Genomic DNA, 15,055 nt, shown 5'->3' with positions numbered 1-15,055 from the left:
CAAGGCGGCGTGGATTGGGGAGCAACACGCTTCCTCGAACTCTGCTGGCGGGACGTCGCCCAGGTAGCCGTGGAGGCGGTCGTGGTTGTGCCAGTGGACCCAGGACAGGGTGGCGAGCTCGACATCCTCGATGCTCTTCCAGGGCCGTCCCTGGCGTGCGGGGCCGCGGATTAGCGGCTCTTCCGAGTTGCGGTGGGGGTGAGGGGCGCGCCGGTGTGAGCTTGGCTGCGGGGTGAGGGACGTCGAGGCCTTCAGGATCAGTGGCGACCAAGCACACCTTTCCGAAGGACCTCGACGTTGTCCGAGCCTACGGCGCACATCGCTGCGCGCTGCCATCGCGACACCCGCTACTGCTCGCGCTGCGACCTGCTCGTCGGGCTCGGCGAGCTGCACGTGATCGCCGTCGAGTTCGACCACGACATCGGGCTGCTCACGGTGCGGGTCGAGTCGCCCAGGACCCCGATGGGTTGCCCGACGTGCGGTGTCATTGCGGGCAGCCACGGCCGCCGTGACGTGGTGCTGGTCGATGCGCCGTGCTTCGACCGGCCGGTCCGGCTGATCTGGCGCAAGCGGACCTGGCGCTGCGTCGAGCCGTCGTGTCCGACGAAGGTCTTCACCGAGCAGGACGAGCAGGTCGCCCGGCCTCGGGCTCTGTTGACGACGCGGGCGTGCTGGTGGGCGATCAACCAGATCCGCCGCGAGCACACCTCGATCAGCGGGATCGCCCGACAGCTCGGGACGACGTGGAACACCGTGTGGTCCTCGATCCGACCGCTGCTGCAGGAGATGGCCGACGACAACTCCAGGTTCGCCGGCGTGAAGCGCCTCGGGGTCGATGAGCATGTGTGGCACCACGTCAGCGAGTTCCCGATCGAAGATGGTGGCCGTGGGCCCAAGCAGCTGACCGGGATGGTCGACCTCACTCCCGATGAGTACGGCAACCCTAGGGCGCGGCTGCTGGACCTGGTGCCCGGCCGGTCCGGGAAGGCCTACAGCGACTGGCTCAAAGAGCGTGGCGAGGACTTCCGCGACGGTGTCGAGGTCGCCACCCTCGACCCGTTCCACGGCTACAAGAACGCCATCGACGACCAGCTCGAGGACGCCACCGTCGTGCTCGACGCCTTCCATGTGGTCAAGCTCGGCACCCAGGCCGTCGACGAAGTGAGGCGCCGGGTCCAGCAGGAGATCCACGGCCACCGCGGCCGCAAGAACGACCCGCTCTACGGCATCAGGATGATCCTGCGCTGCGGCCAGGAGAAGCTCACCGACCGCCAGCGCGCACGCCTCGACAAGGCGATCGCCGCCGACGAACGTCACGACGAGGTGCTCGTCGCCTGGCTGTGTGCCCAACAGCTCCGGTCGGCCTACAAGGCCACGAGCCCGGTCGAAGGCCGGCGGATCGCCGAGAAGGTCCTCGCCAGCCTGCCGACCTGCCCGATCCCGGAGATCAAGCGACTCGGGAAGACCCTCAAGCAGTGGCGGGAAGCGTTCCTGGCCTACTTCGACACCGGCCGCGCCAACAACGGCGGCACGGAGGCGATCAACGGCCTGATCGAGCTCCACCGCCGCATCGCCCGCGGCTTCCGTAACCGCGAGCACTACCGGCTACGCATGCTGCTCATCGGCGGCGGGCTCACTCACCCCCACCTCAGGTAGGAAGAGCCCTGTTGCACGATCCGGGCCGCGTAGAGCTTCTCGATGGGACTCATCTCTGCTCCCGGTACAGCGCGAATCGCTTCGTCCACCGTGAGGATGAACTCGCGTGTAATCGGGTTGTCCCCCACGACGTACACGGGGTAGATCGGCACGTAGTAATTCTTCGCGATCTTGTTGAAACGGATGACTGGGAGGTTCAGCTCGAGCGCTCGACGGAGCTTGAGGTTCTTCCCGCCATCCGGTCCCTTCTGATAGCTGTACGTCAGCAGTCCGCCCGACTCCCGGTCAGCGTAGGGGCCATCGGGACTGGTGACGATCGCGAGAGTCGCAAGGAAATCCTTGGGATTCCAGATGCCACCTTTGCCCGGATCAAAGAGCCTCTGGCGTGAGCCATCTGGCAGCTCGAAGTCCGCAAGCTCAGAGAGTGGAATAGCTCCGCCTCGCTCCTCCGCGCGAACGCGCAGGGCGGCAGCTATGACTTCCCGCCGCAGCAACTCGGCGTCGACGGCAGCGTCCATGGCCTGAGACTAGTGTGACCGATGGCGCCAGACCTTCGTTCCGACCCAAGGGAGCGGCGTCGAACCTGAGCCAACTCGGCCATCAGACGGGCCGGTGCCACCCCCTCGAGCAGGCTGAAGTAAATCACCGCAGTGATCACCGAGACCAGCCCCCGGCGTCGGCTGACCCCTTCGTTCCGTTCCATCGGAACGAAGCCTTCGAGGCTCGTCGCTGCGCTCCTCACACCTCGGGCAACATGCCCGGTGAGAAGGGAGCGTCAGCCCAGCACCAGGGTGATCTGCTGCGCCACGAGGGCGGGACGTTCCACCCCTTCGATCTCGACGACGTACTTGGTCGTGATCTGCACGCCCTTCTCGAGCTGCTTGACCCCCTCGAAGGTCGCCGTCGCACGCACCCGAGACCCGACGGGCACCGGGTTGGTGAAGCGGACCGAGTCGCAGCCGTAGTTGAGCTTCGCGTCGCCGAACTGCAGGTCGAAGATCTGCTGCGCGAAGACCGGGATGAGCGACAGCGTGAGGAAGCCGTGCGCGATCGTCCCGCCGAAGGGGGAGTCCTTCGCCCGCTCGACATCGACGTGGATCCACTGGTGGTCGCCCGTCGCCTCGGCGAACTGGTCGACCTGCTCCTGGGTGATCGTCAGCCAGTCGGACGTGCCGACCTCCTGGCCTTCGAGGGCGAGCAGGTCGTCGAGAGAGGTAAAGGTGCGCATGGGTCGAGTATCGGGGATCAGCGGCCAGCCGGGAGAGCCAGGACCGCCTCGTCGGCGAGCTGCGCCCCCGCCCCTTCGTAGACCTGGAGGACGACGTCCGCGCCGGCGTCGGTGAGCTGCCGGACGTGATCGGGGTAGCGGGCCATCGCGGCGACGGTCCCGGTGAAGCCGGTGCCGCGCAGTACCCGCAGGACGTCCAGGCTCGTCTCGTGCGACGGGAGCGCGACGACGATCATCTCGACCCGCGACCCGCGGAGCGACTCCCACAGACGCAGGTCGCTGGCGTCGGCCTCCAGGACGCGCCACCCCTTCGCCGCCAACGCCGAGATCCGCTCCTTGTCCTGCTCCAGACCCAGCACGCTCACACCGTGCTCCTTCACGAGCTGGCGAGCCGCGCTCTTGCCGACTCGGCCCATCCCGAGCACGAGCGCCCGCGCGTCGCCGAAGTCCACCTGCCGGCACTCCTCGTGCAGCCGGTCGGGCGGCGGGTCGCTCGGGAGGATCTTCGCGTACGTGTCCGCCAGGCGCTCCGAGCGGTTCGCCGCCGCCGAGAGGACGAAGCTCAGGGCGACCGCGAGCGCCCCGATGGTCAGCCAGTCCTCCGTCACCCACTCCACGCTTACCGCGACGGCGAGCACGATGAGCCCGAACTCGGAGAAGTTCGCCAGCGCCAGACCGGCCCGGCTCGTCGTGTGCCGGCTGATCTGCGACATGCGCAGCAGCAGGCTGTACCCCAGCCCCTGCAGCGGCACGAGCACGAGCAGCAGCACGGCGTCGAGCACGTGCTCGGGCTGGGGCACCCCGGTCATGCCGATGTCGATGAAGAAGGCGACGAGCAGCAAGTTCTTCACCGGCGACAGGTGCCGTGTCAGCTCCGTCGCCGCCGGGTGGCCGGCCAGGAGCAGGCCCATGATGAGGGCCCCCAGGTCGCCCTTGAGCCCGACCGCGTCGAAGAACGCGTACCCCGGGACGAAGGCCACCACCACGCCGAAGAGCACCTGCATCTCCCCGTGGCCGATCGAGGCCCACACGCGCCGCAGGACCCGCGAGATCGGCCAGACGAGCAGGAGCGCCGGCACCCACGGCGAGGGCAGGTCCGCGCTCGACGCGACGATGAAGGCGACAGCCGCGACGTCCTGGAGCACGAGGACACCGATGGCGATGCGGCCGTAGAAGGCCTGCGACTCGCCCCGCTCCTCGAGGATTTTCACGACGAGCACGGTGCTCGAGTACGAGAAGGCGAAGCCGATGATGAGCAGCGCCGGCCACGGCAGCCCGTCGAGGAAGGGCAGCCCGAGGAGCATGAAGAGCTTGAGCAGCCCCGCCCCGACGACCGTGAAGATGAGCATGTGCGCGGTCGCGGTGAACCACACCTCGCGCCGCAGCAGCACGCGCACGTCGAGCTTGAGCCCGATCGTGAAGAGCAGCAGCGTCACGCCCAGGCTCGCCGCGGTGTCCAGCCCGGGCAGCTCCGGCGCGTCCATGCCGGCGAGGACGAACCCCGCCGCGAGGAAGCCCACGAGCGGCGGCAGCCGCAGCACCATCGCGACCAACGCACACGCGAAGGTCACGAGCAGGTAGGTGCTGGCGATCTCCATGGCGAGGACATTATGTCACACGACGAAGGGGTGCCGATCGAGGCTCGCTGGCGCTCGCACCTTCGGTCTCGAGGCTCGTCGCTGCGCTCCTCGCGCCTCGACCAGCATGATCAGCAAGGCCGATAGCCTGAACGCATGAGCGATCTCGCGGGCGTCGTCGAGCGGCTTCGCGTCGACGCGGCGGACGGGTCGCTGGCCGATCTGTGCGTGCGCCTGGGTGTGGACCTGCTCGTGCTCTTCGGCAGTGCGGTCGACGACCCGTCGGCCGCTGGGGACATCGACCTCGCCTACGGCCGGCTCCGTGGCGGGCCGAACGCCTCGCACCTCGACGTCGTCAATGCACTGGGAGAGAGGTACGGCGACCACGTCGACGTCATGTCGCTCGACGACGCCGGCTCTGTCGCCCGCTACGAGGCGCTCCACGGCGTCGACGTGCTCGTCGAGCTCACCCCGGGTCGCTACGCCAACGCCCAGATGGCGGCCTTCGGCGAGTACTGCGACACCCAGCGCTTCCGCGACCGCGCGCTCGAGACGCTGACCCGATGAGCCCGCGCGACTTCTCCAGGGAGGTGCTCCAGGTCAGGCTCGGCCTCATGCGCGAGCTGCTCGACGACCTGGACGCGATGGGCGACGTCACGGTGGGGTCGCTGACGCAGGACCGCATCACCCGCCGGGCTGCAGAGCGCATCCTCACCCAGCTCGTCGACCTCGCGGCCGATATCAACACGCACGCCGCGACGAGCCTCGGCGGGCTGCGACCGACCGAGTACCGCCAGAGCTTCGACGCGGCCGTCACCGCCGGCCTCATCGAGCAGGAGCTCGCGGATGCCCTCAAGTCATCGGTCGGGATGCGCGACGTCCTCATCCACGAGTACGTGGCGACCGATCTCGAGATGGTCGCCGCTGCCGTGCCCCTCGCCCGACGCGACTAGCGGTGGAGATACTCGATTGGGGCGGCCTTGTATGGCTATTCGGCTTTTCACCGCGGGGAGTGCAGGACGAGGTAGCCGCAGCCTTCGATCTGAGGGCACCGCAACTCGAGTCATGGCTGAAGTCACTCAACATCGTCAGGAACGTCTGCGCCCACCACGGCCGCCTGTTCAACAGGGCATTCGCGCTGAGGCCGAAGTTGCCCCCGGCGCACAGAGCCAGGGAGCTCGATGTCTCGGCTGACTTCACCAGGAGCTTCGGTCAGTTGACTCTGGTGCAGTACTTGCTGCGTGCGTCCGGCGAGCGGACGACCCTGTTGCCCGCGGTGATGAGGTCCTATCCGGACGTCACCAGGATCCCGGTCACCCACATGGGCGCACCGCGAGACTGGCCGCACCTCGATCTGTGGAGATCGTGACTCAGAACGACGGCCGAGGGCAGTAGCCCATGCGGCCCGCCCCTGCGGCAAGATGACGCAGACAGTCGTCGTCTTGCCGTGAGGGGTCCTGTTGAGCACGCTCGGAAGCTTCATCTGGTCAATCGCTGACCAGCTGCGGGGGCCGTACCGGCCGAACCAGTACGGCAACGTCATCCTCCCGCTGACGATCCTCCGGCGCCTCGACTGCATCCTCGCTCCTGACCGCGAGACCGTCCGTGATCTGGCGGCCAAGTTCGACAACCCCAACCGGCTCAAGGTCGAGGTGAAGAAGGCGACCGGGCGGACCTTCTACAACACCTCGAACTACTCCTTCGCCAACCTGCTCAAGGACGCCGACGGGCTGGCGGACAACCTCAACGACTACATCGACCGCTTTTCCCCGGACGTCGACGTCTTCGAGTACTTCGACTTCAAGAAGGAGATCGTCGCGCTCGAGAAGGCCGAGCTGCTGCGCGAGGTCGTCAGCTCCTTCGCGGCGATCGACCTGCACCCCGACCGGGTCTCCAACTCGGACATGGGCGACGCCTTCGAGTACATCATCCGCAAGTTCAACGAGGCCGCGAACGAGACCTCCGGTGACCACTACACGCCCCGCGACGCGATCAAGCTGCTCGTCGACCTGCTCTTCGCCGAGGAGGACGCTGGCCTGGGCGAGGCAGGCATCGTGCGCACGCTCTACGACCCCACGGCCGGCACGGGCGGCATGCTCTCGCTCGCCCAGGAGCACCTGCTCGCGCAGAACCCCGACGCGCGGCTGAGTCTCTTCGGGCAGGAGTACAACCCGCAGTCCTACGCCATCTGCAAGTCGGACATGCTCGCCAAGGGCAACGACCCCACCAACATCGCCTTCGGCAACACCCTGACCGAACCTGCCTTCACCAATCGCCAGTTCGATTTCTGCATGTCCAATCCGCCCTACGGCGTGGACTGGAAGCAGTACGCGAAGACCGTCAAGGAGGAGCGCGAGCAGGCTGGCCCTTTCGGCCGCTTCGCTCCGGGCCTGCCCGCGACGTCGGACGGTCAGATGCTCTTCCTGCTCCACCTAGCGCACAAGATGCGCGATCCGCAGGACGGCGGCGGCCGGGTGGGCATCGTCATGAACGGCTCGCCACTCTTCAACGGCGCTGCCGGCTCCGGTCCCTCCGAGATTCGACGGCACCTGCTGGAGAGCGACCTCGTCGAGGCGATCGTCGCGCTGCCGACGAACATGTTCTTCAATACCGGCATCGCGACCTACATCTGGATCCTCGACAACTCCAAGGTGGACGAGCGCAAGGGCAAGGTCCAGCTCATCGACGGCACGTCCTATTGGACGAAGATGCGCAAGAGCCTCGGCTCGAAGAACCGCGAGATCAGCGACGCGGACCGCGCCAAGGTCCTCAAGCTCTACGACGACTTCGAGGACGCGGACCCAGAGCACTCCAAGGTGCTCCGCAACGAGGACTTCGGCTACTGGACGATCACGGTCGAGCGGCCTCTGTTGGATGACGAAGGGGAGGTCGTCACCGACCGCAAGGGCAGGCCCAAGCCGGACAGCAAGAAGCGCGACACGGAAAGCGTCCCCTTCACCTACGGGCTGGCCCCCGACGATGACGATCGCTCGGTGAGGAGCGACGAAGGAGCGTCTCGAAGCGAGGTCATCGAGGCCTACTTCGACGCCGAGGTCGTGCCCCACGTCCCCGACGCTTGGATCGACCACGCCAAGACGAAGGTCGGATACGAGATCCCCTTCACCCGCCACTTCTACAAATATGTCCCACCCCGGCCTCTCGCCGAGATCGACGCGGATCTGGAGAAGCAGGTTGCCAAGATCCTCGAACTGTTGCGCGAGGTGGAAGCCTGATGCGCGAAGGCAATCGCTGGGGCGTCGGCCGGATCAAGTGGGACGCGACGATGGCAGCCGGCGCCACTCCCCCAACGGACGATCTCGACCTGTGGTTAGACGGAGATGACCCGGGCGGCACCCCGTTCGTAGCTATCGCGGACATGAGTCGCCGCGAGCGGGTGACGAGCACGGCGAAGTCATTGTCGCCAGAAGGGTTGGCCTCGCGAGGTATGCCGATTGGGGAACCGGGAACGCTTCTCTTCGCGATGTACGCGAGTGTCGGCGAGGTTGCGTTTCTCGATCGCCGGGCAACCTGGAATCAGGCGCTCTTGGGCATCACACCAAATCCTGAGAAAATCGATTCTCGATTCCTTCGATACGTCCTGCTGAACATGAAGGACGAGCTCCTGCGGGAGGTCCGGAGCAACACACAGGCCAACTTGAACGCTGGCCAGGTGGGCAACATCTGGTTTCAGCGTCCCAAGGTGGAGGAACAGCGGGCCATCGCTGACTACCTCGACCGCGAGACCGCCCGCATCGACACGCTCATCGAGGAGCAGCAGCGCCTGATCGAACTGCTCCGAGAGCGGCGGACTGCGGTCATCTCGACGACTTTCGAGTCGGGTCCTGCGACGGTGACTACCAAGGTTGGCCGGCTTCTGGCGTCCCGGCCTTCATACGGAGTGCTGGTGCCGAGGTATGTCGATGAGGACGCCGGAGTTCGGTTCGTCCGAGTCGGTGACATCCTGCATCTCAGTTCAGAGAGGCCCATGCGGGCTATCGAATGCGAGCAGTCGGATGAGTACGCCCGAACCAAGGTTGCCGGCGGCGAGGTCCTCTTGGGTGTCGTGGGCAAGATGGGTCAAGCGGCGCTTGCGCCTGCGTGGCTTGCTGGGGCAAACGTGGCTCGGGCGGTTGCGGTGCTTCGGTGCAAGGACCCGTCGATCGCCCCACTGCTTTGCGCCTGGTTCGGGTCGGACAGTTTTCTCCATCAGGCGCAGTTGGCGACCAGTGGCGACAGCATTCAGCCGACTCTCGGGATGCAGGATCTCGCGAGGTTCGAGATTCATCTACCGACAGACGCCGACGCGCCAGTGGTGCTCGCCGATCGCTTGGCGAAGATTGACGATCTCATCGCGGGGACGGAGCGGTTCATTGAGCTGTCGCGGGAACGGCGTGCGGCGCTGATCACAGCGGCGGTGACAGGGCAGATCGACGTACGAGAGGTGGCGTGATGGCTGACCACAACGAGGTGGTCTTCGAATCCGAGATCTGTGCGCATCTCGAGGCGCACGGCTGGCTGTACTCCAAGAGCGACCAGGGTTACGACCGGGAGCGGGCGCTGTTCCCGGCCGACCTCTTCGCGTGGTTGGAGGAGACGCAGCCGACTCCCTTCGCCAAGGCGTTGAAGGCTGCGGGGTCGGAGGCGAAGTTCCTCGACGTCCTCGCCACCGCTCTCGACAAGCCGCTCGAGCACGGCGGCGGGATGCTCAACATCCTGCGCAACGGTGTGCAGTTCGTCGGTGGCGGGCGGTTGAAGATGGCGCAGTTCCGCCCCGACACCACGCTGAACCCGACGACCGTCGAGCAGTACGCGGCGATGCGGGTGCGGGTGATGCGTCAGGTGCACTTCTCGACGGCGGACCAGCGCAGCATCGACCTGGTGTTCTTCGTCAACGGGCTGCCGGTGGCGACGGTGGAGCTGAAGACTGACTTCACGCAGTCGCTGGACGAGGCGGTCAGCCAGTACAAGAAGGACCGCCACCCGATCACCAACGGCCGGGTCGAGCCGCTGCTGTCCTTCGGCCACCGGGCCCTTGTGCACTTCGCGGTCTCCAACGACCTCGCCGCGATGACCACGCGGCTCGAGGGCGACAAGACGCACTTCCTCCCCTTCAACACCGGCAACGAAGGCGGCGCCGGCAACCCGCCGGCCGCGGACGGCACGTCCTCGACGGCATATCTGTGGCAACGCGTGTGGGAGAAGCACGCCTGGCTCAACATCATCGGCCGACTGATGATCCTCGAGACCAAGGAGGAGTGGGACGTGGCGACGGGGACTTCCCTTCGCCGCACGTCCATGCTCTTCCCCCGCTTCCACCAGTGGGAGGCCGTCACCAACATCGCTGCCGCCATCGAGGACGAGGGCGTGGGACAGCGATATCTCATCGAGCACTCGGCGGGGTCGGGCAAGACGAACACGATCGCGTGGACCGCGCACCGGCTGGCGCGGCTGCACGTCAACGACCAGAAGGTCTTCGACTCGGTGATCGTCGTCGTCGACCGCACGGTCCTCGACGGGCAGCTGCAGGACGCGATCCGGCAGATCGACGGCGGCAAGAAGATCGTGGCGACGATCAGCCCGGAAGACGTGCACAAGGCGGGCGCGACCTCGAAGTCGAACCTACTGGCCAAGGCGCTGAAGAACGGTGAGCTGATCATTGCGGTGACGGTGCAGACCTTCCCGTTCGCGCTGGATGAGATCCGCAAGGACTCGGCGCTGAAGGGCAAGAAGTTCGCGGTGATCGCTGACGAGGCGCACTCCTCGCAGTCCGGGCAGGTCTCCGCGAAGCTCAAGGCGGTGCTCACGGCGGAGGAGGTCGAGGACATCGAGGAAGGCGGGCAGGTCGATGTCGAGTCGGTCCTAGCCGCAGAGATGGGGGAGCGGGCGGAGTCGCCGAACATCTCCTACCTGGCCTTCACCGCGACGCCGAAGAACAAGACGCTGGAACTTTTCGGCCGGAGGGTCTCGACAGGCTCGACCGGCGATGGCAGCGGGAAGCCGGTGGAGTTTCACCTGTACTCGATGAAGCAGGCCATCGAGGAGGGGTACATCCTCGACGTGCTCAAGGGGTACCAGTCCTACGACACCGCGCTGAAAATCGCCGGCAAGGCCAACGCCACCGGCGAAGGGGAGGTCGAAGAGGGGACTGCGCGCAAGGGGCTGATGCGGTGGGTGCAGCTGCACCCGACGAACATCAGCCAGAAGGTGCAGATCATCGTCGAGCACTTCCACGCCAACGTCGCGCACCTGCTCGACGGCAAGGCCAAGGCGATGGTCGTGACGGACTCGCGCAAGTCCGCGGTGAAGTACAAGAAGGCGATTGATGCCTTCATCGCCAAGCGTGCCGCGGAAGATCCCTCGTACAACTACCGCACGCTCGTTGCCTTCTCCGGTGGGGTGACGATGGATGAGAACGAGGTGTGGACTGTCGAGTGGGGGCCGGCGCCGAGCAAGGACGACGAGTTCACCGAGGCGAACATGAACCCCGGCGCCGGCAGTGACCTGGCGGCGGCGTTCAAGGGCGACACGCACAAGATCATGACGGTCGCCAACAAGTTCCAGACCGGCTTCGACCAGCCGCTGCTGTCGGCGATGTACGTCGACAAGCGCCTGTCCGGGGTGACCGCGGTGCAGACGCTGTCGCGGTTGAACCGCACGCACCGCACCGCTGGTGGGGAGCAGAAGCGCAAGACCTTCGTCATCGACTTCGTGAACAAGCCGGAGGACATCCGGCAGTCCTTCGAGCCGTACTTCACGGCGGCTCGCCTCGAGACCGAGACCGACCCCTATGTGGTGGTGCACCTGGCGACGAAGCTGGCGCACGCGGGGATCTACACCGAGGACGAGGTCCGCAAGACCGCCGAGCTGTGGGTTCGGCGCAAGGGCAACAACGCGCTGACCGCGGCGGTCTCTCCGGGGAAGACGGCGTTTGCGAAGCGGTACGAGAAGGCGCTCGAGACCGACGACAAGGTGTTGCTCAACGAGCTCGACCTCTTCCGCAAGGACGTGTCGACCTACGTGCGGCTGTACGACTTCATGAGTCAGATCGTCGACTACGGCGACCCGTACATGGAGATGCTCTCGATCTACCTGCGGCTACTCGAGCGGGTGATCAAGGACGAGTCCTGGTCGGCCGACGTCGACCTGTCCGACGTCGTGCTCGTCGGGGTCAAGCACACCAAGGCTGCTACCGCCGACATCTCACTCACCGGCGACGGGGAGCTGAAGGGGATCAGCGCCGCCGGGTCCGGGTCGAAGAAGGAGCCGAAGTACGTCGCGCTCCAGGTGGTCATCGACCGGATGAACGACCTGTTTGGCGCGGAGTCCTTCGCTGAGTCGCAGATCCGGGAGTTCGTCAACGGGCTCGTCGAGCGGCTGCTCGACTACCCCGACCTCGTGGCGCAGACGCGGGTGAACTCGAAAAAGCAGTTCATGGAGTCGCAGGACTTCCAAGCCGCTGTCACCGAGGCGGTCGTGGAGAACCAAGACGCGCACAACACCATGGCGGACTACTTCTTCAGTGATGGGCCCGGCGCGCACGGCGTGGTTGTGGCGCTGGCGGACGCGTTCTACGAAACTGCCCAGGAAAGCGGGGTCCACACCTGAAGACGTGCAACTGCTCAAATCGCCACCAGTCCCGTGGCGCCGCGGCCTGCCGTGCACCAGTCACAGCGTCATCCCGGTTGTCGGCTCGGACGGCTACGGTTGAGCATCGAAGTGTTCAATCAAGTGAGGGGCCCAAGCGTTGTCAATCGAGCCGAGCAAAGCCGACGCCCGAAAGGTGTTCGTGATCCACGGTCGAAACGAGCCAGCTCGTCGGGGGCTCTTCGCCTTCCTGAGGTCAATCGGTCTTGACCCCATTGAATGGTCAGAAGCAATAGCGATGACCAGTAGCGGATCGCCGTACATCGGGGAAGTGCTCAACGTAGCCTTCAGCGCCGCACAAGCAGTGGTCGTCCTCCAGACTCCGGACGACGTGGCCCATCTCCATGAAAGCCTTGCTCCTCCCGGGGACCCTGAGACGACCCCTCAGATGCAACCTCGACCGAACGTCCTCTTCGAGGCAGGCATGGCCCTAGCTCGGGATGAGGATCGTACGATCATTGTCGAACTGGGGCGCGTGAAGTCCTTCAGCGATATCCATGGACGTCATGTGGTGCGTCTCGACAACGGCGTGGGCAAGCGACAGGAGCTGGCGAACCGTTTGAAGACGGCTGGGTGCGCCGTAAGGACGGATGGCACTGATTGGCACCACGAAGGAGACCTCACGCCCCCACCTGCGCCAGGTGGGGGACTGCCACTAGGGCGCAAACTCCCTTCGTCGCAAACTGATGGCCAGCCGCGCCTCAGGGCAGAGCTCTCGTCGTCAGGTAAGAACAGTCAACGCATGACCATCACGAACCATGGGCCGGGTGACGTCTACAGCTTGGACTTTGAGATGCCGGACGACCACACCGCGGGTCGCGAATGGCGCGAGGATGGATTTCCAGTGCCGCGATTGCCTGCAGGGAAGTCGGTCTCAGCCGCGCGGATGTTGCGCCTGTCGTCCTCGCTTCCGGCGTACTTCACGGTAATTATTACGGGCAAGACAGCGGACGGCGTTGAGATCCGACAGGAGGAGTTCGTCAATGGACGATGAGTACGAGGTCGAGATTTCTATCGAGATCCCAACTGACTCTGATGGGTTCATTCGTCGTGAGTGCCCGACCTGCACCCGACAGTTTAAGTGGCATGACGGGCCAGCCAACCAGGAAGCCGAACAACACCCATCGCCGAGCGCCTACTGGTGCCCCTTGTGTGGCCAGCCGGCAGGCGAAGACTCGTGGTTTACGCCCGAGCAACTGGACATAGCGCAGCAGAAGGCCATGCCTCAGATCATGGGGATGGTGAACGACGATCTGGACTCCATGTTCAAGCGCATGAAGGGCTTCACCTTCCAGCGGGGCAGCCAAGAGGCGCCAGACGAGTCGTTGCCGTTGACTGAACCAGACGACATGGTCATCGTCGCTTCGCCATGCCACAGTTTCGAGCCAGTGAAGGTTCCGGAGGACCACGCCGGACAGCTCCACTGCCTCGTGTGTGGCACACCCTTCGCTGTGTGAGTGAGCTTCCCGTTTAGGACCTGCGGTTGCGGACCACTCGTGTTCCGTAGTTGGGTGCGCAAGCGATGAGTGAAACAGCCTGCAAAAACCCATTGTTATGAGGCTCTTCCCAGATGAGGGTGTAGTTCGGCCGGGCGCGTCGGTCCGCAGATAGACGTCGAGATCTCCCGACGATGGAGGTTCCTACGCCATCCATCCGAAAGACCTCGACGTGACCGACGCTACCCCGCCGGCCGGCTTCGGCCGCCCCTGACCTGACCGCCTTCGCGTCTTATCCCAATCGACTCTGATCGGGTCTGCTGATCCTCTCGACGAGAACGCAGCGACATCACAGCCACCCAACCCCGACCGTCCGGGAAGCCGGGACACGCACATGGCCTGTGCGGCGGGCGTGTCGAGTGGGTCGTCCAGGGGCGACGCAGGAGCGTCGACGCGACGTGCTGAGAGGTGGTTCCAGTCGCGCACTAGGACACCGGCTACAGGCATGGCGAGAGGTCAGGAACGGTGTCGCTCCCTGCGCAGGAGGGAGCGCAGAGTCTCGGCGTTCGCGTAGCCGACTCGTAGCGCGATGTCGGCGGAGGTGAGGTCCGTGGTTGCTGAGAGGTGCCGAGCTCGTTCGATGCGAAGCCGTTGGACGAAGCCGAGCGGAGTGAGGTTGAGCGCCGCACGGACTCGTCGTTCGAGGGTGCGCCGGCTGGTGCCGAGTGACTGCGCGACGAAGGCGACGTTGAACGGTTCGTCCAGGCGGGCGCGCACGAAGCGTTCGAACTCGACGACGATCGGGTCCTCGTGCCGGAGATGTTCGTAGGCGACGAAGGCCGCCTGCGACGGGCGCTCGTCGATGATGAGGAGCTTGGCGACATGTTGGGCCAGGTCGGGGCTGATCGATCGCACGAGTGAGAGGGCGAGGTCGATGTGGGCGAACGCGGCGCCGGCGGTGACGAGGTTCCCGTCGGCCACGACCATGGTGTCGAGATCGAGGGCGACGGTCGGATAGCGCTTCAGGAACTCCGGCCCCAGGAACCAGCTGGTGGTCGCCCGCCGATGATGCATCCGTCCGGTCTCGGCGACGGCGAACACGCCGGTGCACGCCGCGGCGATCCGGGTGGTCGCCTCGTCGAGGCGCCCGAGCGAGGCGATGACCGAACGAGCATCTCGGCTCTGGAGGGCGTCGTTGGTAGCGGCGGCCGTGAGGGTTCCAAGCGCAGGGACGACGACCACGTCGAACTCTGCGGACTCCGACAGCGGGTGGTCCACCGACAGGGTCATCGATGCCGTCGTGGTCACTCGCCGTTTCGGTCCGAGGATGGCGAGTTCGATCGGGTCGATCCGCGGGTCGACATCGCCGCGGGCTCCGTCGGCCACCCGCACGATGTCGATGATCGACGCGATAGCCGAACCGAAGCAGCCGTCGATCGCGATCAGTCCGATACGCATGACGTAAACAATAGCAATACTGCCGTATACGCCACTCCCCACCGGCCCTCGCTCGT

At 65.6% G+C, this 15,055-nt stretch carries 13 protein-coding genes and 2 pseudogenes; 10 read left to right on the top strand and 5 right to left on the bottom strand.

The features are described 5' to 3' along the window. Positions 1 to 27 precede the first annotated feature (27 nt). Positions 28 to 174 (bottom strand): annotated as a pseudogene (locus AB4Y78_RS09120) (IS3 family transposase); the annotation flags it as partial. A gap of 123 nt (positions 175 to 297) precedes the next feature. On the opposite strand from AB4Y78_RS09120, the gene AB4Y78_RS09115 reads away from it, so the two are divergent. After that, entirely contained in the window at positions 298 to 1,656 is a 1,359-nt protein-coding gene (locus AB4Y78_RS09115; protein ID WP_418268663.1) for an ISL3 family transposase, read from the top strand. Here AB4Y78_RS09115 and AB4Y78_RS09110 read toward each other — a convergent pair. The 3 genes from AB4Y78_RS09110 to AB4Y78_RS09100 form a co-directional block, all read right to left on the bottom strand. After that, entirely contained in the window at positions 1,638 to 2,174 is a 537-nt protein-coding gene (locus tag AB4Y78_RS09110; RefSeq protein ID WP_072625960.1) for a hypothetical protein, read from the bottom strand. The genes AB4Y78_RS09115 and AB4Y78_RS09110 overlap by 19 nt on opposite strands. A 257-nt stretch (positions 2,175 to 2,431) precedes the next feature. Continuing rightward, on the bottom strand, positions 2,432 to 2,884 hold the full coding sequence (locus AB4Y78_RS09105) for a MaoC family dehydratase (RefSeq protein ID WP_072625959.1): 453 nt from the start codon (positions 2,882 to 2,884) through the stop codon (positions 2,432 to 2,434). Positions 2,885 to 2,901: 17 nt separating this feature from the next. After that, positions 2,902 to 4,482, bottom strand: coding sequence for a cation:proton antiporter family protein (locus AB4Y78_RS09100; RefSeq protein ID WP_072625958.1), 1,581 nt, complete (start codon positions 4,480 to 4,482; stop codon positions 2,902 to 2,904). Between the two features lie 135 nt (positions 4,483 to 4,617). Here AB4Y78_RS09100 and AB4Y78_RS09095 point away from each other — a divergent pair, with 135 nt between their 5' ends. From AB4Y78_RS09095 to AB4Y78_RS09055, 9 genes and pseudogenes are all read left to right on the top strand, one after another. Beyond that, complete coding sequence (locus tag AB4Y78_RS09095; protein WP_072625957.1) at positions 4,618 to 5,028, top strand: hypothetical protein; 411 nt, start codon at positions 4,618 to 4,620, stop codon at positions 5,026 to 5,028. Then, positions 5,025 to 5,414 carry a type VII toxin-antitoxin system HepT family RNase toxin gene (gene hepT, locus AB4Y78_RS09090; protein WP_072625956.1) on the top strand — a complete coding sequence of 130 codons (390 nt, stop codon included), beginning with the start codon at positions 5,025 to 5,027 and terminating at the stop codon, positions 5,412 to 5,414. Before AB4Y78_RS09095 ends, hepT begins: the two co-directional genes overlap by 4 nt. A gap of 2 nt (positions 5,415 to 5,416) precedes the next feature. Next, positions 5,417 to 5,830 carry an Abi family protein gene (locus AB4Y78_RS09085; protein WP_072625955.1) on the top strand — a complete coding sequence of 138 codons (414 nt, stop codon included), beginning with the start codon at positions 5,417 to 5,419 and terminating at the stop codon, positions 5,828 to 5,830. 91 nt (positions 5,831 to 5,921) lie between these two features. Beyond that, positions 5,922 to 7,694 (top strand): type I restriction-modification system subunit M, encoded by a 1,773-nt coding sequence (locus tag AB4Y78_RS09080; protein ID WP_441713409.1) that lies wholly within the window; start codon positions 5,922 to 5,924, stop codon positions 7,692 to 7,694. Next, positions 7,694 to 8,911: a restriction endonuclease subunit S gene (locus AB4Y78_RS09075; protein ID WP_072625953.1), complete on the top strand. Its 1,218-nt coding sequence runs from the start codon at positions 7,694 to 7,696 to the stop codon at positions 8,909 to 8,911. The genes AB4Y78_RS09080 and AB4Y78_RS09075 overlap by 1 nt, the downstream gene beginning before the upstream one ends. Further along, on the top strand, positions 8,911 to 12,066 hold the full coding sequence (locus AB4Y78_RS09070; protein ID WP_441713408.1) for a type I restriction endonuclease subunit R: 3,156 nt from the start codon (positions 8,911 to 8,913) through the stop codon (positions 12,064 to 12,066). The genes AB4Y78_RS09075 and AB4Y78_RS09070 overlap by 1 nt, the downstream gene beginning before the upstream one ends. Before the next feature lie 175 nt (positions 12,067 to 12,241). Continuing rightward, positions 12,242 to 12,616, top strand: a pseudogene (locus tag AB4Y78_RS09065) (TIR domain-containing protein); the annotation flags it as partial. Between the two features lie 231 nt (positions 12,617 to 12,847). Beyond that, a complete protein-coding gene (locus AB4Y78_RS09060) occupies positions 12,848 to 13,099 on the top strand; it encodes a hypothetical protein (RefSeq protein WP_441713414.1) in 252 nt (83 codons plus the stop codon). Then, entirely contained in the window at positions 13,089 to 13,562 is a 474-nt protein-coding gene (locus AB4Y78_RS09055; RefSeq protein ID WP_441713407.1) for a hypothetical protein, read from the top strand. Before AB4Y78_RS09060 ends, AB4Y78_RS09055 begins: the two co-directional genes overlap by 11 nt. Positions 13,563 to 14,057: 495 nt before the next feature. Here AB4Y78_RS09055 and AB4Y78_RS09050 read toward each other — a convergent pair whose 3' ends face one another. Beyond that, positions 14,058 to 14,999 (bottom strand): GlxA family transcriptional regulator, encoded by a 942-nt coding sequence (locus tag AB4Y78_RS09050; RefSeq protein WP_441713406.1) that lies wholly within the window; start codon positions 14,997 to 14,999, stop codon positions 14,058 to 14,060. Positions 15,000 to 15,055: the final 56 nt, after the last annotated feature.

The sequence above is a fragment of the Janibacter sp. RAF52 genome (assembly GCF_052114035.1).
GTDB classification, from domain to species: Bacteria; Actinomycetota; Actinomycetes; order Actinomycetales; family Dermatophilaceae; genus Janibacter; species Janibacter hoylei.
The sequence above is the reverse complement of the archived record's forward strand: the minus strand, read 5'-3'. Positions and strand labels throughout refer to the sequence as shown.